Origin of the sequence: Micromonospora sp. DT4, from assembly GCF_049841675.1 — a bacterium.
Lineage (GTDB): Bacteria > Actinomycetota > Actinomycetes > Mycobacteriales > Micromonosporaceae > Micromonospora.
Genome location: NZ_JBNCKT010000080.1, coordinates 1 through 26,896 on the forward strand (window position 1 = coordinate 1; position 26,896 = coordinate 26,896).

General features: G+C 69.7%; 14 protein-coding genes. 9 read left to right on the top strand and 5 right to left on the bottom strand.

Annotated features, from left to right (window positions below; all coding sequences use genetic code 11):
• On the bottom strand, positions 1–981 hold a 981-nt coding region (locus ACLQ24_RS20750; protein WP_425893373.1), incomplete at its 3' end, for a fumarylacetoacetate hydrolase family protein.
• A 219-nt stretch (positions 982–1,200) separates the two neighbouring features.
• Between ACLQ24_RS20750 and ACLQ24_RS20755 the strand changes: the two genes are divergently transcribed.
• A complete protein-coding gene (locus ACLQ24_RS20755) occupies positions 1,201–1,962 on the top strand; it encodes an IclR family transcriptional regulator (protein ID WP_425893374.1) in 762 nt (253 codons plus the stop codon).
• Here the strand turns inward: ACLQ24_RS20755 and ACLQ24_RS20760 are convergent.
• The gene (locus ACLQ24_RS20760; protein ID WP_425893375.1) at positions 1,938–2,450 is read right to left on the bottom strand and encodes a MarR family winged helix-turn-helix transcriptional regulator; all 513 of its coding nucleotides are present in this window, start codon (positions 2,448–2,450) and stop codon (positions 1,938–1,940) included. The two genes, ACLQ24_RS20755 and ACLQ24_RS20760, sit on opposite strands and share 25 nt — an antisense overlap.
• 8 nt (positions 2,451–2,458) lie before the next feature.
• Entirely contained in the window at positions 2,459–3,079 is a 621-nt protein-coding gene (locus tag ACLQ24_RS20765; protein ID WP_425893376.1) for an FAD-dependent monooxygenase, read from the bottom strand.
• 100 nt (positions 3,080–3,179) lie between these two features.
• Here ACLQ24_RS20765 and ACLQ24_RS20770 point away from each other — a divergent pair, with 100 nt between their 5' ends.
• The 6 genes from ACLQ24_RS20770 (at position 3,180) to ACLQ24_RS20795 (ending at position 24,093) form a co-directional block, all read left to right on the top strand.
• Positions 3,180–6,134 (top strand): ATP-binding protein, encoded by a 2,955-nt coding sequence (locus tag ACLQ24_RS20770; RefSeq protein ID WP_425893377.1) that lies wholly within the window; start codon positions 3,180–3,182, stop codon positions 6,132–6,134.
• An 81-nt stretch (positions 6,135–6,215) separates the two neighbouring features.
• The gene (locus ACLQ24_RS20775; RefSeq protein ID WP_425893378.1) at positions 6,216–6,368 is read left to right on the top strand and encodes a hypothetical protein; all 153 of its coding nucleotides are present in this window, start codon (positions 6,216–6,218) and stop codon (positions 6,366–6,368) included.
• A 14-nt stretch (positions 6,369–6,382) separates the two neighbouring features.
• Complete coding sequence (locus tag ACLQ24_RS20780; RefSeq protein ID WP_425893379.1) at positions 6,383–12,571, top strand: S8 family serine peptidase; 6,189 nt, start codon at positions 6,383–6,385, stop codon at positions 12,569–12,571.
• Positions 12,572–12,720: 149 nt separating this feature from the next.
• Positions 12,721–14,187: a ricin-type beta-trefoil lectin domain protein gene (locus ACLQ24_RS20785; protein WP_425893380.1), complete on the top strand. Its 1,467-nt coding sequence runs from the start codon at positions 12,721–12,723 to the stop codon at positions 14,185–14,187.
• A 375-nt stretch (positions 14,188–14,562) separates the two neighbouring features.
• Entirely contained in the window at positions 14,563–15,858 is a 1,296-nt protein-coding gene (locus ACLQ24_RS20790; protein ID WP_425893381.1) for a PQQ-dependent sugar dehydrogenase, read from the top strand.
• A gap of 339 nt (positions 15,859–16,197) precedes the next feature.
• Entirely contained in the window at positions 16,198–24,093 is a 7,896-nt protein-coding gene (locus ACLQ24_RS20795; protein WP_425893382.1) for a hypothetical protein, read from the top strand.
• A gap of 218 nt (positions 24,094–24,311) precedes the next feature.
• On the opposite strand, the gene ACLQ24_RS20800 is transcribed toward ACLQ24_RS20795, so the two are convergent.
• Together ACLQ24_RS20800 and ACLQ24_RS20805 are read right to left on the bottom strand one after the other, a co-directional pair.
• Positions 24,312–24,539: a ferredoxin gene (locus ACLQ24_RS20800; protein WP_425893383.1), complete on the bottom strand. Its 228-nt coding sequence runs from the start codon at positions 24,537–24,539 to the stop codon at positions 24,312–24,314.
• Entirely contained in the window at positions 24,536–24,670 is a 135-nt protein-coding gene (locus ACLQ24_RS20805; RefSeq protein WP_425893384.1) for a hypothetical protein, read from the bottom strand. The genes ACLQ24_RS20800 and ACLQ24_RS20805 overlap by 4 nt, the downstream gene beginning before the upstream one ends.
• Before the next feature lie 178 nt (positions 24,671–24,848).
• Between ACLQ24_RS20805 and ACLQ24_RS20810 the strand changes: the two genes are divergently transcribed.
• Positions 24,849–26,057 (top strand): ISAs1 family transposase, encoded by a 1,209-nt coding sequence (locus tag ACLQ24_RS20810; RefSeq protein ID WP_425893385.1) that lies wholly within the window; start codon positions 24,849–24,851, stop codon positions 26,055–26,057.
• Positions 25,990–26,896: hypothetical protein (locus ACLQ24_RS20815; RefSeq protein ID WP_425893386.1), on the top strand; the 907-nt coding region annotated here is incomplete at its 3' end. The genes ACLQ24_RS20810 and ACLQ24_RS20815, both read left to right, overlap by 68 nt.

The window sequence follows — 26,896 nt, forward strand, 5'->3', positions numbered from 1 at the left end:
GAGCGCGAAGCCGCCCGACGCATCAACGCCGAACGACTTCTCACTGCGTAGCCGTCCAGTTACCCGACAGTCTCTTAGGCGCACCTCGAGTTCGCGGACCCGCTCCATGCCGAACCGTTCGTCGAAGAGCCGGATCAGGGGGCCGAGGGCGCAGGAGGCGTTGTTGTCCTTCGCCAGCGGAAGCAGGAGCGCGGAGCGGCCCTCGATGTCGCGCAGGTTCACGTCGTTGCCGAGGGTGGCGCCGACGATCCGGCCGCTGGACTGGACGATGAGCGTGATCTCGGGTTCCGGGTTGTTCCAGGTCGACGCGGCGAGCACGCCGACGTCGACGGCGGTGCCGACGGCGGAGAGGATCTGCCCCTTCGTGAAGATCTCGGCGTCCGGCCCGATTCCCACCTCCAGGTACTGGCTCCACATGCCCTCGGCGACCAGCAGGCTCTTGAGCCGATCCGCCTCAGCCGAACCCGCCTCCAGGTTGTGCAGGTCGACACCGATGTCGGCGAACAGCCGTTGCCGGATGTCCGCCGCGAGCGCCAGGTCTCCCCGCGCCCGCTCCTCGATGACCCGTTCGATCATCGAGATCGGGAAGGTCACGCCGGCGGCCTTGAGCGCCTGGAGGTCGACCGGGGCCAGCAGCCAGGGTTTGCCGCCGTCGCGGGTCGCGGCCGCCGTGTTGGCCAGGATCTCCCCGAAGTCGCCCACCCGCGCCCCGTCGAGCCCGGCCACGGTCGCGGCGGGGTCGGGCAGCTCGCAGATGTCCCGGACGGTCGGAAACCGGTGGCTCAGGTCGATGACGGCACCGTCGCGGACGGCCACGGGCGTAGGGCCGTCGACGGACGGGTCCCAGATCCGGCCGATCAGGACACTGTCCACGTCGTCCGGTAAAGCCTCGGCGGCGGTACCGACCCAGTCGCCGCGCGGGGGTCCGCCGTCGGTGGTCAGCATCAGCCGGTCGCGGGTGATGTCAGGACGCGAGGGCATGGTGGTCGCCACCATTCGTCGCCCTGGCGAAGCCGATACGAGCGCGCTGCTTACCCATCGTCGCTCCACCATCACGAGTTGGAGTCACGTTCATAAATTGCAACGATCGTAGCGACATGTGCAACGTTGTCAAGTAGCTATTGCACACCGCGTCAACTACATTGCACATAATGCAACGACAGCGGCGTCACCGCGCGTCGCGCGAGGGGAGACAGAGCCTTGGCGCAATCGATTCGCCGCGCGATCGACCTCATCCGTCGATCGGCCGAGCATCCGCTGTCCCTGACGGAGGCCGCGGACGTGCTCGGCGTCCACAAGTCAACGGCCCTGCGGATTCTGCACACACTGGAGTCCGCGCGCTTCGTCCGCCGTACCCGCGCGGGCACCTACGTGCTCGGCAGCGGACTGATCGAGCTGTCCGAGCTCGCGCTCGGCTCGATGGACCTGCGCCAGCCCGCCGCCGCGCACCTCCGGGCGTTACAACGCGAGACCGGCCACACCGTGCACCTGGCACAGCTGACCGGCGACGAGATCATCTACATCGACAAGGTGGACAGCCCGGCATTCGACGCCGTCAAGCTGCCCTCGCGGGTCGGGCGCGCGGTGTCGATCTACGCGAGCGCCGTCGGGAAGACCATCCTGGCGTACCTGCCCCGGGAGGATCGTGAGCGGCTACTCTCCCCCGTCGTCTTCGAGAGGTTCACCGACACCACCTTCGCCGACCGTGCCGCGCTCGACGCCGAACTCGCCCGCATCCACGATCGCGGTTGGGCCGTGGACAACGGCGAGCACGACGCCTACGTGATGTGCGTGGCCGCACCGATCAGAGACTCACGAGGGCAGGTCATCGCCGCCGTCTCGATCACGGCGATCGAGGTCATCGCAAGCCTCGACGAGTTGAAGAGCAACCTGCCACTCCTCCTGGAGACCGCCCGCCAGATCTCGTACGAAGTCGGCTACCCGCAGCCCTCCGCGACCTGACCGCGTGTTCCCTGCGCGGTGTCGCCGTCGCGGAGGCGGTCCAACTCGGCGAGGTACAGCGCATGCATGCGGTCGTAGTGCCGGACCAGGAGCAGGACCTCCTCGACGCGGTAGCCCTCGACGAGCCGCTCGACCCGCCCGGCGAACCGCTCGTACGGCCGCGTCAGCTCGGCCATCCGCTCCGGCCGCAGGGCGACGATCACCCGCCGCCGGTCCGCCGGATCGCGCTCGGCCGTCACGTAGCCCGCCTGCTGGAGCCGGCGCAGCATGCTGGTCACCGCCCCGGTGGTGAGGTTGGTCCGCTCGGCGACCTGCCCCGCGGTGGCGGACCCGACGTCCGCCAGGTAGTCCAGGCACTCCAGGTCGCTCACGGTGAGGCCCAACTGCTCCGCGATGGCGTGCCGAAACACCATGGACAGCCGAGACATCTCCCGCCCGGCGCGCATGAGGTCGGCGATCGCGGACGCCCGGGCCGGCACGTGGGACATGCCGGCAATCATGCCTCCGGTACGGTGACCCGGTGCAGCCGAGGTAACACGCGCGTCAGCACCCAGTGGGGTGCGGCCGCGCCCCCGGTGAGGCGGCGCATCAGCCGACCGGCGGTGTCGACGGCGCGGAAGGCGTACGGAACCATCTCCTCCTGGTAGGCGGCGATCGCCTCCTCCACTCCCCTGCCGCTCGCGCGGGCCTCGACCAGCTTGCGGCCGAGCAGGGCGGCGTCGCGCAGCGCGGTGTTGCCGCCGTGCGCGCCGAACGGCGGCATGACGTGCAGGGCGTCACCCGGGGCACCGCCCATCGGCGCGGGCGTCGGCCCGCGGCGAAGAGGTTGAGCACCGTGGCGTCCAGCTCGGCTGTGGCGACCAGCCGCCGGATGAGCGGGTGGAAGTCCGTGGTCATCCCGGCGGCCAGTCTCCACAGCGCCAACAGGTCCCCGCAGACGCGCCTCCAGCCCGTACCGGTCGAGGATGATCCGGTAGCCCTGTCGCCGGACGAAGGGGCCCGGGTCCCGTTCGTAGACATGCACGTCGATGCCGGCGCGCATCAGGTACTGGGCGAGGCAGAGACCGGAGAGGCCGCCGCCGGCGATCGCCACCGAGAAGTCCGTCGATATACCCATGGGATTTATCTTAATGATTAAGATGATTTCCGCAAGCCGGCCCGAGGCGAGGCGTCGCGATGCTCTTGTGTCCGAGCAGCAAAAAGCGAGATCATCACGCATGCTCGACCCCCCACCCGAGGACGACGGGACCTCACCGACCGTCTCCACGCCGCGCTTCGTGGGCCGTGACCGGGAGCTGGCGGCGCTGCGCGACGCCCTGACCCGGCCACCGGCGATCGTGCTGGTGGAGGGCGAGGCGGGCATCGGCAAGAGCCGGCTGCTGCGCGAGTGGCTGGTCGCGCCGGACCAGCGCACAGCCCTGGTGTCGGTGTGCCCACCCCTTCGCGAGTCACTGACGTTGGGGCCGATCGTCGACGCGTTCCGTGGGATCGACCGCCCGGTGTCGCGCTCGCGGCTCACCGAGCTGGCGGGCGCCCTACGACCCCTCTTCCCGGAGTGGTCCTCGGACCTACCCCCCGCGCTGCCGCCCCTGGGCGACGCGAAGGCGGCCCGGCATCGCCTGTTCCGCGCCCTGGACGAGCTGCTGCGGGCTCTGCGTGTCGACGTCCTCGTCCTGGAGGACGCGCACTGGGCCGACGAGGTGACCCTCGAGTTCCTGCTGTTCGTCATCTCCCGGCAGCAGTCGGACGGGCCGAGCCTCGTGGTCTCCTATCGCCCCGAGGAGGTGGACGACGGATCGCTCCTGCTGCGGCTGACGTCCCGTTTGCCCGCGGGCGTCACCCAGCTGAGGATCGCCCTGGCGCCCATGCGACCCGTCGACACGGCAGCGCTGGTGTCCTCGATGCTGGACGGCAACCCGATCTCTGCGGAGTTCACGACGTTCATGCACGAACGGACCGGAGGCGTTCCGCTGGCCCTGGAGGAGTCGGTTCGCCTCATGTGCGATCGTGCCGACCTCGTCTTCCGCGACGGGCAGTGGGTCCGGCTGAAGCTACGCGAGCTACAGGTGCCGCCAACGGTGCGCGACTCCACCCGGGAACGGGTGAGCCGTCTGTCGCCGACGGCGCAGCAGGTGTTGCGCGCCGCGGCCACGTTGGCGGTGCGGTCCTCGGTGGCGACGATCGCGATGACCGCCGACCTGTCACCGGACGCGTGCCGGGGCGCCATCGCGGAAGCGGCCGGCGCAGGCGTCCTGGACGGGGACGACCGCGGCCGGTGGCGGTTCCGGCACGTGCTGGCCGCCACGGCTGTCTACGAGTCGGTCCCGCTGACCGACCGCAGGCAGTTCCACCTGCTGGCGGGCCGGGCCCTGGAGCACATCCATCCGCCGCCCGTGGCGCGCCTCGCCCACCATTTCCGCGAGGCCGGCGAGACGCGGTCCTGGGCGCGGTACGCCGAGCAGAGCGCCGAGTTGGCCATGGCCTCGGGCGACCACACCAAGGCGGTCGACCTGCTGGTCGACCTGCTGTCGTGGGCCGTACTGCCGCCGGTAGACCGGGCGCGGGTCGCGCGCATCGCCGGCGTGGCCGCACTGGGCCGCCGAGAACCCCTCGACGAGGTCTACCACCGCGTGATCCGTACCCTGCGCTCGGTGCTGGAGACGCCAGGCCTCTCCGCCCGGCAGCAGGCCGAGATCCGCAACCCCCTGGGTCGGCTCCTGATCACCGGGGGTGAGGCGCAGGCCGCGCTCAGCGAGCTGGAGCAGGCGGTGGCCAACCTCGACCATGACCCCGTCGAGGCGGCTCGGGCGATGACCTACCTCGGGTGGGCCTACGCGGGACCGTGGCCGGCGTCGACCCACCGGCGGTGGCTGGATCGCGCCGCCGAAATCACCGCGGGATTCGATTCGCCCGCGGAGCGGCTGAACCTGGCCGGGAACCGGGCCGCTGCGCTGCTCATGCTCGGCGAGGAGGAGGCCTGGGACGTCGTCGCCGACCTGCCCATCGACGGCGCGACCTCGGCGGAACGTCTCGACGTGGCCCGCATCCACACGAATGTCGGTACCGGCGCGCTGCTCTGGGGCCGGTACGCCGACGCCGAGGAACACCTCGCCGTGGCCATGCGCCTCGCCGCGGCCGAGCAGGCGTTCCGGCTACAGCACAACGTCCGACTCGAACAGGCCAACCTGGCGTGGCTGACCGGCCGGTGGGACGGTCTCGCGGAGAGAAGCGCGGCGCTCGCCGACGCCGACCGGGACCGGCCGGCACACTACCTCGGTAGCATTCGCCTCGCGGCCCGACTGTCCGCCGCAGCCGGACGGCGGCGCGCCGCGGAGGAGCAGTTCCGGCTGGTCCTCGAGGAATCCGCCCGTCTCGGCGCGGCCGACGACACGATGGAGGCCGCTGCCGCGCTGGCCCGGCTGTGGCTGGCGGACGGGAACAGCGCCCGGGCGCTGCGGATCACGAACGAGCCGATGGACGCCGTCCGGCGAAAGGGCATCTGGGTCTGGGCGACGGACCTCGTTCCCGCCCGGATCGAGGCCCACCTCGCCGCCGGCGACCTGTCGGCCGCGACGCGCCTGGCTGACCAGTTCGCCCGAGGACTGCGTGGCCGTACGGCGCCCGCGCCGCGCGCCGCGCTCACCGTGTGCCGGGCCCTGCTGCTCGCCGCCTCCGGAGACCACGCGCGCGCGGCGACGTCGTACGACCGGGCGGCGCGCGCCTGGAGCGCCTTGCCGCGCCCCTACGACGCCTTGCGCGCCCGCGAGCGCCAGGCCGAGGCGCTCATGGCGCAGGGCCGGGTCGACCAGGGACGCGAGCTGCTGGCGGCGCAGTACGAGCAGCTCTTCAGGCTTGGCGCCCGTGGCGACGCGGACCGGGTCGCACAGCGGCTTCGCGAACACGGCGCCGAGGTCCCGCGACTGTGGCGCGGCGGCCGGCGCGGGTACGGCGACCAGCTCTCACCTCGCGAGCTCGACGTCGTCCAACTGGTCGTCGCCGGCAAGACGAACCGGGAGATTAGCCGGATCCTGGCCAAGTCTCCGGCCACGGTGGACCAGCAGCTCCGCGCGGCGATGCGCAAGTTGAAGGTGAGCTCCCGGACCGCGCTCGCGGTCAAGGCGGTGGAGGCCGGAGTGTTCGCCGAAGAGGACTCCCTCGACGACGCGTCGTGAAGATTGACGTATCCGCTGGATAGCTAAGGTCACGCGTCTCGGCCGAGCATGACTCCATGATCCATATCCCACGGACCATGCATGCCTGAGCGATCCGTCGTGCGTGACGACTCCGCCATCGACCATCCGCCACCTCTCGAGCTGTCGCGGGAGCCGCACGACAGCGCCCGCGACGCCGCCGACGCGCACGACGCCGACGACCACGAGAGCCACGACCCCTACCAACCCCTGTAGGCGGAAGGACCCCCATGAGACTCAGAGCCCTCGCGGCAACGCTTGCCGCAGCGGTCAGTTTGAGCATCCTCCAACCACTACCGGCCTCCGCAGCCGAGCCCGATCCCGGTCCGGCCGCCAAGATCGCGCCGACCCTGAAGGACCGCTTCCGCACGCAGCCGGCCTCCGACTTCTGGATCACGTTCGAGACCAGGGCCGACCTCGGACCGGCGAAGAAGATCGCCGACTGGACCGCCCGTGGTCGCTTCGTCTACGACGCGCTGGCCGCGGCGTCGAAGGACTCCCTGGCATCCGTCTCGTCGGAGCTCGACCGGGCCGGGGTGAAGTACACCTCGTACCCGATCGCCAACGCCGTGCTCGTCAAGGGTGGCAGTGAAAAGCTCGCCCTCGACGTGGCGTCGCGGGTGCAGGTCGCCGCGATCCACGCGACGCCGCAGGTCGCGCTGGTCGACCCCGTGGACGAGAAGATCCCCACTGACCAGGCTGCCCGCCCCGCCGCCCCGAAGGCCGCCGGTGCGGACGACTCCGTCACGTGGGGTCTGGACGCCATCCACGCCCCGCAGGCGTGGGCCATGGGCGCCACCGGTGCCGGCATCACGGTGTCCAACCTCGACTCGGGCGTCCAGTTCGACCACCCCGCACTGATACACCAGTACCGAGGCACGAAGCCCGACGGCACCGTCGACCACAACTACAACTGGATGGCCAGCCGGGGCTCGTGCACGGGCGCGCCGTGCGACGACAACGGACACGGCACGCACACCATGGGCACCATGGTCGGCGTCGACGGCACCGACCACGTCGGCGTCGCCCCCGACGCGCAGTGGATCGCGACGAACGGCTGCTGCGACAGCACCGGCGCCGAGTCGCTGCTGCGCTCCGGCTGGTGGCTACTCGCCCCGACCGACCTCCAGGGAAACAACCCCGACCCGTCCAAGCGCCCCCACGTCGTCAACAACTCGTGGGGCCAGACCGTCGAGCACGACTTCGACGACTTCTTCCAGGCCGTCGACGAGGCCTGGACCGCAGCGGGCATCTTCAGCACCTGGTCGTCGGGAAACACCTCGCCGTACGCGGCCTGTGACACGGTCTCCTCGCCGGGTTCCGCGGCGAGCGCCTACTCCGTCGGCGCCTACTCGGAGGACGGCACGCTCGCGTCGTTCTCCCGCAAGGGCGAGGGTGAGGGCGGTCGGATCAAGCCCGAGATCTCCGCGCCGGGTGTCAACGTTCGCTCGTCCTTTCCGAACAACAGCTACGTCGACATGGCCGGTACGTCGATGGCGTCACCGCACGTCGCCGGCGCGGTCGCGGCGCTCTGGAGCTACGACCCGACTCTGATCGGGCAGGTCGACGAGACCCGTCGGCTGCTCGCCGAGTCGGCCACCGACGTCGACGACACCGAGTGCGGCGGTACCGCCGAAGTCAACAACAAGTACGGCGAGGGTCGGCTCGACCTCGTCCGCCTGCTCGAACTGGCACCCCGCAAGGGCGGCACCCTCACCGGTGTCGTCACCGCCAACGGTGCCCCGGTCCCCGCTGCCGACGTAACGATCAGCGGGCCGTTCAGCCGGTCGATCGGAACCGACAAGGGCGGCCGGTTCACGACGAACCTCCCGGTCGGCGACTACCAGCTCAGCACCAAGGTCTTCGGCTACCTGACCGCGACCGCGACCGTCACGGTCGCCCTCGGCCAGGACACCTCGGTCACACTGCCACTCGCGGCCGCCGCGAAGCACGACATCGGCGGCAGGGTCGTCGACGACAAGAAGCGGCCCGTCCCGAACGCCGACGTCTCCGTCACGGACACGCCGCTGAAGCCGGTACGCACGGATGCCAACGGCGCGTTCACGATCACCGGTGTCCCCGAGGGCGCGTACAAGCTGGCCGTCAAGCCCAACGCCTGCTTCTCGCCCGCGGCGGTCCCGCTGACCGTCGGAGCGCAGAACGAGTCGCCCGAGATCCCGGTCGGACTCGTCGTCGACAAGGGCGGCTACAGCTGCGCCGTCACCGAGGGCGAGTACCTGCGCGGCACCGACCCGGTCACGTTCGGCAGTGCTGTGTGGGCGACGGTGAAGCTGCCGTTCCCGATCGCGCTGTACAACGGCAGCCACGACACCCTCGGCATCGGCCTGCGCGGCACCATCGCTCCGGACGGCAGCACCAGCCCCGGCTACGGCGGTGCGGGCGCCTTCCCGTTCTACATGGAGAGCCCCGTCGAGTTCGCCCCCGGCGGCGGTGTCTTCACGGCCGCCACCAAGGTCAACGGTGAGGACGCGTTCGTCGTCGAGTACCGCAACGCCAAGCTCTGGGCCTATCCGATCCGGTCGGAGAACACGGAACCGGTCAACTTCTCGGCCACGTTCACCCGCTCGGGCACGATGATCTTCGGGTACGGTGACGGCGTCGGAACCGACGACCCGGTGACCGCCGGCGCGAACGGCGTCACCGGCATCCAGGGCTGGGCCGGCGTCGACGGCATCCGATTCTCCGACCACGCCCCGATGCTGCGCGACGGCATGATCGTCACCTACGACCTGCCAGACTTCGGGTACCTCGACGCGACCGTCGTGGACAAGAACGACGGGCTACCGGTGGCCGGCGCCAAGGTCTCCTTCAGCACCAAGAACGGGCTCGTCGAGACGGTCACGACCAACGGGACGGACATCGTGCACCGCCAGCTCCCGGTCGGTGACTACACCATGACCGTCGAGGCGCCGAATTACCCGACCGAGGCGTACCCCTTCTCGCTGGACAAGCTCTACGCGCAGGCGAAGGTCGATGCCCGCCTGACCACGGGTGTCGCCGGCCTGAAGGTTGACGGCCTCGAGACGCTGCTGGGTACCGACCAGAACGGCGTGGGTTCGCTGACGCTCACCAACAACGGCTCCGCCCCCCTCACGTACAACCTGGGCGAGGCAGCGCGGCACCCCGAACTCGACGCCGCCGGCGCCACCGGGCGCACCGGCACGGGCGCGGCCAGCACGATCGACCTCGCCGCGTGGAAGGCCGGTGCGCGCGGCATGAAGCCGTCCAGCACCGACAGCAAGGCCGCCACGTCGAGCACCGCGGAGGCCCAGGCGGCAGCCAAGGTCGGCGCGACCTCCGGCGGCGACGTCATCACCCGGATCCCCATCCCCGGCACGATCGAGGAGAAGGAGCCCTCCGGCGTCGGGTACGACGGCGACGTCTGGGTCCACGACTACTGGGCACGTACCAACACGGCCTACACGGTGACCGGCAAGAAGACCGGAAAGGTCTTCGACGCGACGTGGAACCCCGAGTACCGGGCGTTCGACATGGCGCTGGACACCAAGACCGGTGACATGTGCCAGATGGAGGACAGCCCGGCCAGCTTCATCCACTGCTTCAACCGGGACACCGGCAAGGAGACGAGGCAGATCAAGGGTGACTGGTCCACGTTGCAGTTGACCGGTCTCGCCTACAACCCGACGGACGACGTCTTCTACGTCGGTGGCCGGGCGAACGGCATGATCGGGACCGTCGCCGGCACCTCGCACGACAACCCGGGCGCGCTACTGTCCTTCTGCACGCCGCCGCTGCGCGAGGTGATGGGTCTGGCCTACAACCAGGCGTCCGACACCATCTGGTACACCGATCTCACCACGGACCGGCCCACCCGCCTGCTGCAGGTCGACCCCGACGACTGCTCGCTGGTGAACGCGTGGTGGTTCCCGGGCAAGAAGGCGAACCAGGGCGGCGGTCTCGAGACCGACTCGTCCGGCGCGCTGTGGGCGGTCGATCAGGTCGCCGACGACGTCGTCCTCGTCGACGTCGAGGACGATCTGCTCACCGACCTGCCGTGGCTGTCGCTCTCCTCGAACGGCGGCACCCTCGCCCCCGGTCAGTCGACGACCGTCAAGGTGTCGATCTCCTCGGCGGGCGCGAAGCCCGGAGTCCAGGGCGCGAACATCGTGGTCCGGTCCGACTCCGGACGCCAGTCCAAGAGCTACGTGCCGGTGACGCTCACGACCACGAAGTACCAGGTCGGCGTCAACGCCGGCGGCGCGAAGCTCACCGAGGGCACCGGCTACACCTGGTCCGCCGACCAGCCGGCCAGCAAGAAGGCGTGGGGGTACGAGGGCAAGACGAAGGTCACCTCCACCAAGGCCGCGATCGGCGGCACAACGGACGATCTGCTGTTCCAGTCGCAACGCACCTCGGCGGACAAGCAGCTGTTCTACCGCTTCCCGGACGCGCCGAAGGGTACCTACGCGATCGACCTCGGGTTCGCCGAGATCGACAAGGTGGCCAGGGGGAAGCGGGTGTTCGACGTCCTCGTCGACGGAGCCCTGACGGACTATGCGTACGACACGGCCGCGGCCGTGGGGCCGAACGCCGCCGACTGGCGTAAGGCCGTCGTGCAGCACGAGGGTGGTCCGCTCACCGTGGAGCTGCGGGGCTCGAAGGGTCTGAAGGCCCCAAGCATCGCCGCGCTGCGGGTAACGCTCGACCCACGGGCGGACGCGGCGGAGCCGGAGCTCCAGCCCGAACAGCCGGACCCGGGCCCGGTGCCGGTGGCGCCCGCCGGTCGCTCGTACACGATGAAGGTGACCGAGGGGCTCTACCGTCAGGGCACCCAGGAGTCCGGGTGGCTGGGCGACGAGGCGTGCGGGCCGCTGTACTTCGACGCCAACTACCTCCAGCCGTTCTACGACACGGCCTGGGACGGCGTGTGCGTCACGACGAACGGCACGCTGTCCTTCGACCGCGCCGCCGTGTGGTCGAACAACAGGGCGCTGCCGTCGGCGGACACCCCGATCGACGCGATCTATCCCTTCTGGGACGACCTCGTCGTCGACGACGAGGCGGGGATCTACTTCGGCACGACCGAGGTGGACGGGCTGGCGGCGCAGGTCATCGAGTGGCGCAACGTCACCTTCTTCAATGACCAGACCGCTCGCGTGAGCTTCTCGGTCACTCTGATCGCCGACGGACGGATCCAGATCGGCTACGGCGACGGCGTCGGCGGCGACAATCCCCTCACCAAGGGCTCGTCGGCGACGGTCGGCGTGGAGAGCCTGACGCGCAACCCCGCGAGCCAGTACTCCTTCAACCAACCCGTCCTGAAGGCCGGCCTGGGCCTCGAGTACACCCTCCCGCCCGCAGGCACGATCGAGGGCACGGTCACCGACAAGAACGACGGCAAGCCGATCGAGGGCGCGACCGTCACGCTCAAGGGACCGAACGGGGAGCGGGTCATCACCACCGACGCGAAGGGACGGTGGAAGGCCCAGGCGCTGTTCGGTGCGAACACGGTGCAGGTCGACGCGCCGAACTACGTCACCGCCAGCCACCCCGTGACGATCGCCAAGAAGGACCAGGCCGAGGTGGTCGACACGGCGTTGACCACGGGCATCGCCACCGTCACCGGCGCCGACCTCGACTGGCTCCTCGACAAGGGCCAGAAGGCGACGGCCGACGTGACAGTCGCCAACACCGGCTCCGCCCCGCTGGAGGTGCGGGTCAGCGAGCAGGAGCGCACCAGCGACGGCGGACACGAGGCCGCCGACCTTCCCTGGCTGACCCTCACGGGCGCGGCCGCAACCGGCACGGTCACGCTCGCGGCGGGCACGTCCACCACGGTCACGGTGACGGCCGACAACGCCGGCATCAAGCCCGGCGTGCTCGTCGGCGACGTTCTCGTGTCGTCGAACGCCGGCAAGGGCGAGATGCAGCTCAGGCCGGTCCGCCTGGCGACGTCGGCGTACTGGCAGGGCGTCGACGCGGGCGGGTCGGGGTACGTCGACGCCTCGGGCTTCTTCTGGGCGCCCGACCAGGCGCTCGGCTCACGGCCCTGGGGCTACGTCGGCGGCAAGGCGCACACCACCAAGGCCGACATCGCGGGTACGAGTGACGACGCGCTGTTCCGCAGCCAGCGGACCGGCGAGACGTTCAGCTACGTGTTCAAGAACGCTCCCGCGGGGACGTACCGGATCGGCCTCGACTTCGCGGAGATCGAGAAGGTCAAGGTCGGCAAGCGCGCCTTCGATGTCCTGGCAGACGGCAAGGTCGTGCTCTACGACCACGACGTGCAGGCGAAGGTGGGCGGGTCGACCGCGGACACGAACACGGTCACGGTCGAGCACACCGGTGGCGATCTGACGATCCAGTTCACGCGCGAGAAGGGCGAGGGCGACCCGATCCTCAACGCCCTGAAGGTGCAGGAGGACCCGCGCCACTGAGATAGCCGCGCACTGGTCAGAGCCTCCCCGGCGACGTTGCCGGGGAGGCTCGTCCGCAACAACGGGTGCGCCGCGCAGAACCCACCCGAGCCCGCGTCGGGCAGCCGGACCCACATCACCACCGCCAACTCCTGCCAGCCCGGATACCGGTGGTCTGGGCCGCGTTCGACGGCGGCCACCAGCAGGGCCCGGTGGACGGGTGCGCCGGCTGTGAGAGCGGAGCGCGGAGCTGGGTCAAGCAGGAGGTGTGGAACTTCTTCGCCCAGTTCGGGGGCGGCGCGCCGCCCACCACTCCCCCTCCCACCGCTCCCCCGCCGACGACCCCGCCGCCCAGCCAGCAGAGCATGCTGATCGTGGGCAGCCAGTCCGGCCGGTGCGTCGACGTCCCCAACTCCAGCACGACCAACGGTGCCCGTCCGCAGTTGTGGGACTGCCACGGCGGCACCAACCAGCGGTGGACCCGTACCGCCGGCGGCACCCTGACCGTCTACGGCAACAAGTGCCTGGACGCCAGCGGAGGCGGCACCATCGCCTCCGCGCAGTCGGGGCTCTGCCTGGACGCCGCCAGTTCCGGCACGGCCAACGGGACCCAGCTGCACCTCTGGGCCTGCCACGGCGGTGCGAACCAGCAGTGGAGCACGCGCTCCGTCTGGATGGCCTGGCGGCAGTTCCGGACACCGGCCCTGGCCACCGGTGCCCTGTTGCTGGTGCTCATGGGCAGTCTGGCGGCGACGCCTGCCTGGCCGCCGGCGAGGCCTTCCTCCGGGCGCTACAACCGGTATGGGCGAGCGAGTTCCACATCGCCGCAATCGGAGCGTTGTACCTGCTACCGGCTCTGGTGGGCATCTTCTGGGGCGCGCCGCTGGTGGCCCGGGAGCTGGAGTCCGGCACGTACCGCATGGTTTTCAGCCAGTCCGTCAGCCGGGGTCGCTGGTTGCTGGTCGCTGGTTGCTGGTCAAGCTCGCGGTAGGCGGCGGTGCGGCGCTCTCGGTGCCGGCCTGCTCAGCCTGATGCTGACCGAGTGGGCGCAGCCGATCGACGGGGCCTCGGCGGACCGGATGAACCCGCTGGTGTTCGCGGCCCGGGGGATCGTGCCGATCGGCTACGCGACGCTGGCCTTCGTGGTCGGTGTCGCCAGCGGGCTGCTGCTACAACGAACCCTCGGCGCGATGGCGGTGACCCTGTTGGTGGTGGTCGGCCTCCAGATCGCCGCGCCGTTCGTGGTGCGCCCCTGGCTGGCTCAGTCGATCACCACGGTCACTCCCCTGGAGGTGGACGGTGAGTACGGCATCTCGATGAGCCTCGACACCGGACGGATGACGCTCCACGTCGAGCCCGACCGCAGGGGAGACTGGATCGTGTCGAGCACCACGATGACCTCGACCGGAGCGGAGTTCAGCGGTCCGGCCGACATGACCCAGTGCGGTCCGAAGGCACCCCGCGACCGCGAGACGTGCCCGAGGTGGCTGGAGGAGCAGAACCTCAGCCTGAAGGTGAGCCACGTGCCAGGATCGAAGTTCTGGAACCTGCAATGGCGGGAGTTCGGCGTCCTGATCGCGTTGACCGTCGTGCTGTCCCTGCTGTCGCTCTGGTGGGTACGCCTCCGACTGGTGTGACGGCACGGCCGGTGGGGGCGGGCGGAGCGACTGCCCCCACCGGCCCGAATGACAACTCCGCCGCGACGCGCTCGGAGCGCGCCGACCGCATCGCCATCCGTCGTGTGATCAGTCGGCGCATGGCCGAGAAGGGTCACGCGGTGAGGTCACGCTCCAAGAGCATCAACCCAGCCGCGCCCGAATCGGTGTCCACCGCGGGCTGCCCGGTCCGCCCGATGGATGGCGAGCACTCCGCGCCGTACGCCCCTGCGGAGTGACACTGCCCTGCCGCGATGCTATATCGAATTGGTTCGATCTGAGCGTCCGGTGGCCGATGGCGTTGATGCGGCACGACGGACGTCCGACCAGTTTTGCATCGACTTGGCTCGATGTAGTGTGGAAACGCTCCCACACCCCACCTCCACCCACCTGCGCGAGGAGCTGAACATGCAGCGACGGCGTTATCGCCTGGCCACCACGCTGGCCGGTCTGCTCATCCTGGCCCTGTCCGCACTACTGTTGCCACCGGCATCGGTGGCCGGCACCGCGGCAGCCGGCACATCCCACACCCGTGCGGCACCACTCGCCGAGCTGACCGTGGTATCCGAACGGGTGGCGTTCGGTCTGCAGCGTCCGATCGCGATCACCGGACTGCCGGACGGTCGGATGCTGATCGCGGAGAAGAACGGCACCGTCCGCTCATACCACCCCGACACCGGCCTGGCGGCAGAGCCGGCGCTCGACCTGACCGCCCGGATCGACACGTCCGACAACGAGCGTGGCCTTCTCGGCATCACGCCCGCGCCGAACTTCACCCGCACCGGGATCCTCTACGTGGCCTACACGAGCCTGCCGGCCGGCACGCTGACCCTGGCACGGGTGCCCCTTGGCGCACCGGACCGACTGCAGGTGCTGCTCACCCAGGAGCACGCCGAGTTCGGCAACCACAACGGCGGCCAGGTAGCCTTCGGCCGCGACGGCTACCTCTACTGGTCCACCGGCGACGGCGGCAACGCGAACGACCCGTTCAAGAGCGGCCAGAACCTCGGCACGCTGCTCGGCAAGATCGTGCGGATCGACGTCAACCGCAGCTGCGGGGGCAAGCCCTACTGCGTACCCTTCGACAACCCGTTCGTCCGCACGGCGGGCGCACGGCCGGAGATCTGGGTCTACGGGCTGCGCAACCCGTGGAAGTTCTCCATCGACCCGGTCGACAACTCCCTGTGGATCGGCGACGTCGGCCAGGGCCTGATCGAGGAGATCAACCACATCCGCCCCTCGCAGCGTGGCGCGAACCTGGGCTGGTCCTGCAAGGAGGGCACGCCGGTCTTCGACCAGACACAGTGCCGGCCGGGCGTGCGGCTCACCGACCCGGTCGCCGAGTACGAGCACTACCTGACCGAGAACTGCTCCATCATCGGCGGCCTGGTGTACCGGGGGTCCGTCACCCCGGAGGCGCGGGGCACCTACATCGCGAGCGACTACTGCTCGACCCGCGCGTTCGCCGTGCGCCCCACGTCCACGGGTGGCTACGAATCCGCCGAGATCGGCACCTTCCCCACCCAGCCGACGGCGTTCGGCGCCGATGTGAACGGCGAGCTGTACGTGCTCAGCGACCTCCCCGGATGGCTGAGCAAGGTGCGGTTCGAGCAGGTCCAGCCGACCGCTGACACCGGGCTGACGCGCCGCTGAGCCTCGGTGGCATCGAAGGGCATTACCGTGGACGGCCGCACACCGCGGCCGTCCACGGCAGCTCCGGCCCCCACCGGCGCAGCCGGTCGACCCGCCGCAGCCGGCCAACCGGGCGTCAAAACCGCGTGCAGATCACCGGGCTTCGCGTGAGAGAGCCGTCAAAACCACTGACACGCCCATGGGTGGGTCAGATCGTGAAACGGTGTCGAATGTTGGTTCACGTCAACCCGCACCAGCCTTCATCGGCTCGGTCCTCTCGCCCTTGCCGGCAGGCTCCGCGGGAAGCAGGCGTGCCGCACCGGGCGTTGGGGCGCGACGGCTCCCGAACGGGAGCGGTAGGTGAAGGACCTCCCGACCCCGGACTGTCCCGAGTTCCTCACCACCTGGGTGCGCTCCGGGATGTACCTGAACCTGGAGCGGACCTCGGTGCCGCCGGAGGTGCACCTAGCCGAGCCGGTACCCGGCCTGCTTCTGGTCCATTCGGCCACGGCGACAGCCGAGGCCACGCTGGCCACCAAGGCCCTACTGGCCCAGCCACTCGGTGTCATCGCACGGATGGTGGACCGCCCACCGGCGCCGGTCACCGCCCAGCTCGACCTACCGGGAGCGATCGCCCGCGCCAACGCGCTGCGTCTGCCGGTCTGTGTGCCCGGCAACACCTTCGCCAACTGGGACGACGAGCCGGTCCTACCGATCGACCACCAGGGGCGACCGGCACACCGGGCGGCGGCGGCCCACCTTCTCGTACTGCCCGAGGACCATCTGGTCGCCGAGCACACGGCCGAGAGACGCGACCCCGACCCAGCCCGGATCATGGGCGACTCGATGCCCGTCCAACTACGGTGGGTCAACGAGCGGGCCGAGCTGGGCCTACCCCGGCCCATCGTCGAGGCCCGCTTCACCGGCCTCACGCTCACCACCACCGCGCTCGGCGACGAGCGCGACGTACAGGGCGGGATTTTCAGCCTCTGGCGTGAGCTGGCCGACCTGGAGACCGGACAGGCCCTGCGCGTGCGCACGACCACGGCCGGAAGCGATGCGGCCGAGGATGTCCTGGCCGCCCAGACACCCGACGGCATCGCACTGCTGCGTGACACACCGACCGGCGCCCTGGCCGCGACCCTCCCCCGCGTCCCCACCACAGTCAGCCTGACCGCGGTGACCGTGGCGGTGACGTCGGCCGAACATGGCGCCGATCCGGCCGCCAGGGACAGGGCGCACCGGGCGCGGGTATGGCTGGCGGGGCGCCGCGACGACGAGGCCGCGAGCGACGATGTCCACGGCGGGGCGCTGCCGGTCGTCCAGGCCGATGATCTGCCGGTGACGGCGACGGCACCGTACCTGCCAAGCACGAGTCGCGACGCGTTCGTCGTGGTGGGCCGGAGACGGCTCGAGGACGTGGTGGAGGTTGCCGGGCATGACCTGACGGCGGAAGGGCTGGCCGGCTGGGTCGCCAGCCAACCGGACTTCGGCATGCTGGCGCTGGACGCCCCGGTGCTGTTGCTGTTCGCCGAGGCGGGGCGGTACGCCAGCGTGGTGGCGGAGCGTTTGAACCGGACGGTGATCGGCGCGTGGGGCACCTTCGCACAGCACCCGTCGGGAAGTCTGACGACGGGCCTGGTCATGAGCACGCCCGCGGGTCCGGTCCTGGTGCATACGCCCTCGGATACCTGGAACAGCTACACGCCCAGCGGTGCGGTCACCGCGCTCGGTCGTGATCTCGAGACGGCCCTCGAAGAGATCGGCGTGCGGCTGACGCCCGCCGCGCAAACTACTCGGGAGGTGCTGGGATGGGGTATCGGGCACGGAGTCGGACTGGCTGAGCTCGACGACACGGCAGACCTTGAGGTGCGGCCGATCGCCGTCGTTCCGCCCAGCCCGAAAGGCGTCACTCCCGCACCTGTCGAGATGCGGCGGCCGGTGTACTCGCTAGAGGAACTCGAGCAACGTCGCCCGGTCAGGCTCGTCCGGACCACGCCGTCCACGCCGGAACCGGATGTGCTCTGGGCGGACGGCGCACGGCTACCGTCCTACTTCTTCGACCCGCAGCTCGGCCTGGGGCACAGCGACATCGTGTTGCGAGGGCATGCCGAGGTGCTGCGAGGGGTGCGGCGTTCCCTGTCGGCGGTGCGCGACGAGCAGCGCGACGCGGCCCTGCCCGGTGCACGGCGTTCCTGGCAGTCCGCACCAGCGTTCGAGGTACCGCAGACCACGTGGGATGAGATCGCGACCGCGCTCGCTGAGGATCCGGCGTCGTTCCTCGGCGACGGCAGGCCGTTCGTCATCCACCCGTCGAGCGGGACGCCCATCGAGATCGTCATTCGGGCGCGTCCCCGGGGCAACTGGGACCGGTTCCGGGACGCGGACGGCGCGGCGTACCGGGTGGAGAACCAGACCCTGCGGACGGCCGACATCAGGGTGGACAGGTCGACCGGCGACACGCGCCGCGTCGCGGTCTCGGTTCCGCTCGGCTCCGGGCCGATCCCCGGTACCGGCTTCGGGCAGGTGGGTCTCGATGTCATCGGGAACGAGCGAACGTATGCCTACGGATTCGGCTCGTCCAGCGTCGATCAGCGGGAGACACGGATCTCGTTTCTGGCCTCCGTCGCGGGACGTGGCGTCTCGCACGTACACGTCGATGGCGTGGACTTCACGGTCAGCGCCTACCAGCAGCGGACCCGGGTACGCGAGACGCACTTCTCGGTGGAAGGCGGCCTGCAGGCTCGGGTGCCCGATCTGATCACCAAGCCGACCGAAATGGCGGTGCCGCAGCACATCGAGATCGACGGTCGCGTACCGGATGCCTACACGGTCGAGCAGGGCAGCTCGGCCAGCGCCGTGTTCGAGGCCGCGTTGCGCCTCTTCCCGGAGGTGACGATCGCCTCGCCGGCCTACGGCGTGTTGCGGCAGACGTTCAGCACACGTGGGCTCACCGGGAGCCTCAGCGATGCCCTGGACGGCGTCGGCGTGCTGCAGGAGATCCCGAGCGGCGGAAACGCGGGACCGCTGGGCGCCATTCGGGTCAGCGCCAGGCTGGGTCGGGCGAGGTTGCTGGTCACCACGGACGGGCAGGAGATCCGAGCGGGCCGAGCGGCCGGCGTACGTGCCGAGATGGGCATGTCAGCGACGAGCGGTGTGCAAGTGTCGGGCGTCGGCGGCGCGTCGAGCAGCGTCGCCGCACGGGTGGTGAAGGCCCGTATCCAGGCGGGCCTTACCGGATCGGCCGCGTGGAGTTGGCGGGAGACGGCCCTGTCGGGCGGGCCTGCGAGCCGCAAGCGGCTGGCCGTGTCGTGGGGCCGCAACGCCACGTACGAACTCGCCGTCGACGTCACGCTCGAGCGTACGGGTGGCCAGTCGACGACGGTGCAGAGCCGCATCGTGCTCCGATTGCCCGAGCAGGAGGCGAAGCGGCTCGGTGATCCTCCCGGAGTGGATACGGCCACAGTAGGAGTTGAGCCGGCGCCGCCGCCGTACCTGGCGGCGGATCGGCCAGGAACACTCGGTCTGCACAACGTCAGGTCCCTGACCGGGGTCACGGACCTTCGGGATCGCGCCATCGAGTCGTTGAGCAAGCGGTATCCGGATCTCGTCGCCCCCTGGCGGGAGCTCGACCCCAAGAACTCTCGCTGGGTGGGTCGGCGAGACGCGTACACCGTCGTGCTGCGCAACACCATCCAACTCAGCCGATTCCTGTCGGTAGGCGCGATGACCGGCGCCACGGACACGTTGATCAGCACCGGGCAGCGGCTCCGGCTGGCCGAGTACCACACGTTCCGCAAGAGGTACGTGACGCTCAAGCTCAGCGCGAAACTGACCGGACGCCGGTACGTCGGATCCGAAGAGGGTGTCGGTATGCGCGTCTTCAGCAGCCTGAGCGACCGCATCGACTCCGTCCGGCGCGTGGTGCGTGGGGTCTCGGTGGGTGGGACCGCGAACGGGCGGGTGCAGGCCAAGACGGGGCTCGGCGCCGCCATCAGCGCGACGTGGCGCAGACTCTGGCAGCGGACGAGGACGACCGGGTTCGGTCAAGCCGTTTTCGGTGAGGACCAGGTGATCGCACCAGAAGGTTCGGACTCCTTCAGGTACGACGTCGAGTACAACCTGTCCGAGGTCAGCTTCACCCGACCGCGCAACGCATGGCGAGTCCTGACGCTCGGCGTGCTGGCGGCGGAACCCTTCGTCGAGAAGTCGGACTGGCTGCCGGTGCTCACCGATTCCGACCGTCCCGCGACCGGGACGCTCACTATTCGCGTACCGGACGCGCTGACCTCGGCTGTGCAGGGGCCGGTGCCCGCACCGACGCGGCCGGACGCCGGCCAGCGGGGGACGGCCAAGGACAGTCGTGACTGGCGGGAAAGGGTGCACGTCGTGGTCGGCGTGACGGGCGCGCAGGATCTGCACGACAAGGTGACCGGCCAGATGGCCCGGGCACAGCAGCAATCGTGGCTGTACACCCAGCCCGGTACAGCGGTTCACGAGATCGTGCAGGACGGCCTGACCCCGGACGCAATCAACGCCAACTTCCTGCGGATGGCGACCACCGGGTGGCGGCTCGCACCGTTGGTGGCGAAGCGGCCGGTGCAGGACCGCGTCGGCGCTCTGTCGATCCACGCCCATGTCAGCAACCTACGAGCGGCCAGTGGCCTGTTCAGCGACGAGATGGAGCTGGACATCGACCGCCAGGGGGAGGCACGGGTCAGCCAGGTTATTGGCAGGTCGACGGGGCACGGGCTCAACCTCTCGGCCCAGGTGGTCACGACGCCGAAGGTCGACCACACCGTCGTACCAGGTGGCTACGGACCCAACTGGGCGGTGTACGAGCGTCTGCACGGCAGGGACATGGCGACGTGGATGACCGGCGTCCACGAGATCGACCCGGTCTACAACGGGCGGTTTGTGCTGGTGACCGGCGACGTCACCTACAACGTTCAGGCACAGGGGCGGCGCACCGGAAGGCTGGCGTGGAAGAGGTGGGTCACCGTACGACGGACGAGACCCGGCAGGCTGAAGGCTCCCGAGGGCGTCTGGATGGTGATGCGCGAGGACGACGCCGAGGAGTTGGGCCTCATTCCCGCCGCGCCCGGAGGTAAACCGGACTACGGCAGCGTCACCGTTCCGCGGGAGTTCCGGACCAACCCGCTCGGCTGGTCACCCGAGAACGTGCCCGACGCGAGAAGAGCGGTGGCCGAGATGCGCCGGTGGTTCGCCGCGCAGCCGGAGGGCCGGTACAAGAACCTGCTCCCGATCGAGGAGTTGGAGGACCTCAACAGCAACCTGCGGCACCTGCAGTCGGCGACCTCGACGCTGGGCATGTCCGCTCTGCTCGGTCAGATGGTCTCCGGCGGACTGCCGGTACGCCTGCTGGGCGGAACCTCGTACCTGCCCTGGACCAACAGGGCCCGGCTGTGGATCGGGGTGGAGCTGGGCAGGCCGACGTTCCTCGAGGCCCGCTTCAGCCACGAGATCGACGAGTATCCCAACAGCCAGGTCGGCTCGCAGAACGTCCAGTCGGTCAGCCGTACCCGGGGCGGTGGGGTGTCGGTCGGAGAGGGCACCTCCCTCGGGGATTCACACGCGGACGCCTCGGCGGGTTTCTCGGACACGGGTTACCGCACCAGAACCGACACGCATGCCGAGGCGAAGCGGTCGGTGTACTTCCGCAACACCGCGACCAACGTGAACCGACCGACCGCGAAGCTGGCCTTCCCTACCAAGGTCATCCTCTCTCTGGAGGAGCGCGGCACGATCACGCACACGGTGGCGGAGAACGGCGGCGTCCTGGTGGCCGGCGTGCCGTGGAGTCTCACGGTGCCGGCAGCGCAGCCGGACGGGGCGATGGGAGCCCCCCTGCGCGCCCTGCGGCCGGACGCACCGGAGCTGGGCAAGCCGCTCGACGTGCCGCGACACGCCCTGATCCTGGAAATCGGCGACATACCGGGGATCCGCCGGGCCGGCGCGGCGTCGATCGCCGCACAGGAGGGCGCGCCGAGCGAGCACACTGGGCGGACGCCGCTGACCCAGGGCGGCAACGCCGCGGCCGAGGTGTTGGTGAACTCCCTGAGTGGCGGCATGCTTCGCGCGTTCTTCCCCCAGCTCGCCCGACCCGAGGGACAGCAGCTCCCGCAACTCTCCGAGAACCACATGTTCGGTGGAGCGACCGCTGACGCCACCGTGCGGGCACAGGTGGACCTCGGTGGCGCCGTGCTCGTCTCCGTCAGCGACGACCATCGCTACGACCTCGCCCAACGTGTCGGGCGCAACGTCGTGATCGGCGGCAGCCTCACCGACGCCCATGGCACCGCCCTCAACGCCGGACCCGCGTTGAACGCCGGGGACCCGCAGTCGCCCGCCTTCACCTCGGGGGCGAATCCCAGCGAGCGCGTCTGGGGAGAAACTCAGGCCGACGGAATGAACACCGTGCTCGACACCTCGCAGCGCACCCTGGTCAAGCCGTTGTACCGGCGCTCGTTCGTCTTCCGGTTTCCCGTGACGTGGCACTTCACGACGACGGGCACCCGCCCTGCCTGGCGCGATGCCCATCGTTCTCGCAGTGGGAACGACGCAGCGCCGCAGGGTCTGGGCGACCATCTCGTCGAGCGTGGGGTCTGGATCCGGCTCATGGAAGCCGAGGCACGCACCCTCGGCCTGATCACCGACGAACTCTGCCCGCCCGAGGTGGCCAAGGAGTGGGACGCCGTCGCGAACGCCCGCAAGGACTGGTTGCGCGCCGATCAGACCTTCCGGGACCTGCGCGATGCACTGGGCACCGCCAACGCGGCTCTGGATCACGCCAGGGAGGGCGTCGGTCAGGCCGAGAAGGATGCCGCGCAGCACCCGGACGGCGTCCCGGACGCCCCAGCGCTCGCCAATGCTCAGGAAGGACTCAGGCGCGCGAACCAGGTGGCTGCCGCCGCTGAGCAGGAGACGACGGCGGCCCGAGTGACAGCCGAACGGCAAGCCCGGCGTTACGCCGAGTTGCGCGCGTCGGCGACGGCCATGACCACCTGGTATCGCACTCCCGCAGCCGAACGCACCGGCCCGCCGCCGCGTTCGCGCGTCGAGAACATCGACGCGCCCAAGGCCGAGACGCTCGACGTGCCGACCTGGTCACTGCGGCTGCCCAGCACCGTCAGCACGCACTCCCACATGCACGTCGTCTCCTCGAACGCGCGGGGTGAACCTCAAGATCTCGTGGATCAGCTGATCGAGGCGGCCGACGCTGAGCACCCGGTCATCCTGCTGGGTGTCCCGACCATCAACCACGCCCCGCATCCTGCCGACGTCGCCACCCTGAACTACCTGCTCGAACAGTTCGCCCAACGGGACACACTGCCCACCGTGGTCACCCGTGGCAGGCTCACCAGGGAGCTGAGCGAGGTGACGAGCAGGTACGGCGCCACGGTGCTGCACCCCACTCTGTCGAAGGCCCCGGAGGAGACCGGACTGCGTGGCCTTCAGACCGGTCACCGTTGGGCAGCCAGCATGCCGTTGCCACCGGGTCGCGAGGGCACCGCGAACACCCCTGGCGATTCCCGCCTGACCGGCGCCTCGGGCGAAACCTCCTGGACCACCTCCGACGATATCTGGGATCGGATCACCGCCGGCGTCCTCGACGCGTCGGGCAAAATGGCCCGGCCAACCGAGGCGATCTCCCGAGTCGACAACGCACTCGGCGAACTGGTCTGGGCGACCGACCTCACGACAGCCCACGAGGTCTTGCGTGCGCACCACTGGACTCCCAAGCAGACGACGGCGAACCTGGCCCAGGTCGAACAGATGATCAAACGGGTACCCGGCCAGAGCGCGCTCAGCGTCTACTCGCCCGTTCTGCGGTTCGCCGCCGCCGGCCATCCCGATCTCGTCTTCGACTACACACTTGCCCAGCCGGAACACCGACCTACGGCACTTGTCGCATCGATCGGCCGACTGGAATCCGCCAGACAGTTCAGCAACACACCGGTCGAGGGCGGCATCACCCCCGACGACCTGGTCAAGATGGTCGACATGGCGGGCGTCGAGGAGGACGCCCGCTTCACCACGTCGATCGTCGAGACACTCGGCTTGATCAAGAAGAGGGAGTTCACCAGCGCCACGGACTTCATCGAAAAAAACCGTCACACGCTCGAGGTCGGACGTAAGCAGACGTGGGTCGACGCGATCAGGAGCCTGCAGAGCGTCATGCCTGACCACACCCCGCAGTTGCAACTCCTGGAACAGGCTGTTCTGGAATGCTGAAGGGCTGTGGGTGCTGAGCAGGGAATCCTGGACGTCCTGGACATCGTCACCGTGACGGAGCCACTTCCGCGTGACGGTTGGTGGCTGCCCTGCCCGCCGCGGCACGGCAGCCGCCGAGCCAGTAGCCGTCCTGCTTCGCCTGACCGGCCACGCAGAACTGCGCCGACGGTGACGCCGACGCCGGACAACGATCGAACGCACGCGCGGCGTGGAACGGGTCACTCCTGCGGGGCGATCAGCCGGTCGTCGGCGGCGTCGCGGACGATGATCGCCTCCACCGGGCACGAGTCGGCGGCGTCCAGGACGACCTCGGCCGGGGACACGACATCGGCCAGCGGCGCGGACAGGCCGTCGACCAGGCGAAAGTGTTCGGGCGCGGTGCCGGCGCAGATGCTCGTGCCGATGCAACGATCCGCGTCCACCCCGATCCGCCAGGCGGTGCTCACCAGGCCACCGGCATGCTGAGCAGGCCCCGCACCAACATGCCGCGCTTCCACTTCAGCTCTGCTTCCGGTACGGCGAGCCGCAGTCCTGGCAAGCGGGTGACGAGGGTGGCGACGGTGACCTGCAACTCCATGCGGGCCAGTTGCGCGCCGACAGGGCGGTTGCAAGTTCCGGGGTCGTGCGGCTGGTCGGGTAGTGACCGGTTGGGGCGTATAGCAGGGCAGGCACGAGCTTCGTGATCATTGTGGTGTCTAAGCCCGCTGATCATGAGGTGGCTCGTGCCTGCCGTTGCATCTTTTCCTGTCCCTGCCGTGTTGGTGAAACTGGGTCCGCTGGACGCTGGCCGGATCGCTGACCTGCGTCCCTACTTCGATGTGGTGCCGGACCCGCGTTCGCGGCGGGGCCGGTGGTACTCGCTGACCGCGCTCCTTTTGGTGTGTGCCTGCGCGGCTGTCTCGGGTGCCAGGAGCATCGACGAGCTCGCCGAGTGGGGTCAGCGGGCCTCGAACGCGCTGCTGAGCGTGATCGGGATCCGCGTGCATCTGCTCAGGTGGCGGCGTGCTCCGTCGTCGGCCACGATCGGCCGTGTGTTGGGGGCTGTTGACGGTGACGCCCTTGACCGGGCAGTCGGCGCTTACCTGGCAGAGCGGCACCGCGTCGCCACCGAACCCGTCCAGGACCCGTCGTTGTCCACGCCCCGGCGACGGCGGGCGATCGCTGTCGATGGCAAAGCACTCAAGGGATCAGCCCGTCTCACCACGGCCCGCCGGCATCTGCTCTCCGCGGTCACGCACGGCACCGTCGTGACCCTCGCACAAGTGGAGGTCGGCGCGAAAACGAACGAGACCACGCACTTCCAACCCCTGCTGGCACCACTGGACCTGACCGGCACCGTGATCACCTTCGACGCCCTACACTCGGTCAAAGCGAACGTTGCCTGGCTGGTCGAGACCAAGAAGGCCCACTACATCGCCGTGATCAAAACCAACCAGCCCACCGCCCACGCCCAACTCGCGGCCCTGCCCTGGCGCGACATCGCCGTCCAACACACCACCTCCGAGACCGGACACGGACGCCGCGAGTCCCGCTCGATCAAGACCTGCGCCATCGCCGACAACCTCGGCGGGATCGCCTTCCCCCACGCCCGTCTGGCCATCCGCGTGCACCGCCGACGCAAACAGTCCGGCAAACGCGAGACCCGCGAAAGCGTCTACGCCGTCACCAGCCTCGACGTCCACCAAGCCAGCCCGGCCGACCTGGCCGCCGCGACCCGCGGGCACTGGGCAGTAGAGAACTCCTCACACCACATCAGAGACGTCACCTTCGCCGAGGACGCCTCCACCGTCCACGCCGGAACCGCCCCCCGAGCCATGGCGACCCTGCGCAACCTCGCCATCGGCGTACTGAAAACCCTCGGAGCCCACAACATCGCCAAGACCACCCGCGCCATCCGTGACGAACCCCGACGAGCGCTTCCCATCCTGGGCATCACCAACAATCCGGACACTCACGGAACTTGATCAAGCCCTGGCGCTGCGGCCGGGCCTCGATCAGCGCACGGCGATTTACCAATCGGTGGACACCGTTCTCGAGGCATCCGTGCAGAACCGACCCCAGTTCCTCAGTGCCATGCGGTTCGTCCCGGCCGGCTGTGGCCTGCTGATGGGCGTCCTGCTCGTCGCGGTGGGTGTGGTGCTGTCCCGTCGGTGGCGGCTCGACGCCGACGCGCTGACCGCAGTGGGGATGCCGCCTGCGCTGGCTTGGCGCAGGATGCTGTCGGTCGTCGGCGGGACTGTGCTGGCAGGCGAGGTTCTCGGCGGCTGCGCCGCGTCCGCGGCCTTGTTCCTTTCGCGCGACCCGGTGTCCGCGTGGGTAGGCCAGGAATGGGTGGGGATCGCGATCCCATGGCAGGAGCCGATGGCTCTGTTGGGTCTGACGATCCTTCTGGCGCTGTCGGTCGTGCCGATGACGCGCCTGAGCGCGCGATGGGCGGAACGCCGCCCTGCGAGGTCCCCGCAAGGTCGCCGTGCAACCCTGGCGGGAGCGCTGGCCGTGGGTCTTGGCCTAGCCGCAATCATGGTCTTGGCGCGGGTGTCGCTGGGGCCGCACGGAGCTCGCGTGGCCGCGCTCGCGCCGTTGGCGGCCGGTGTCGTCGCGTTCGCAGTGCCGTCAATCCTCGCACCGATTCTCTGCTGGGGACTGCCCACGGCTACCAAGGCGCTCATGCGGAACCTGCTTGCGGGGTTGCGGCCGGTCGCGGCCACCGGCGCGGTCATCGTGGTGTTATTGACCAGTAACCCAAAGGTGCCGTGGTTAGCCGGCTGCGTAGCGGACTTCTGGCTTGCCGAACAAGGCTTTC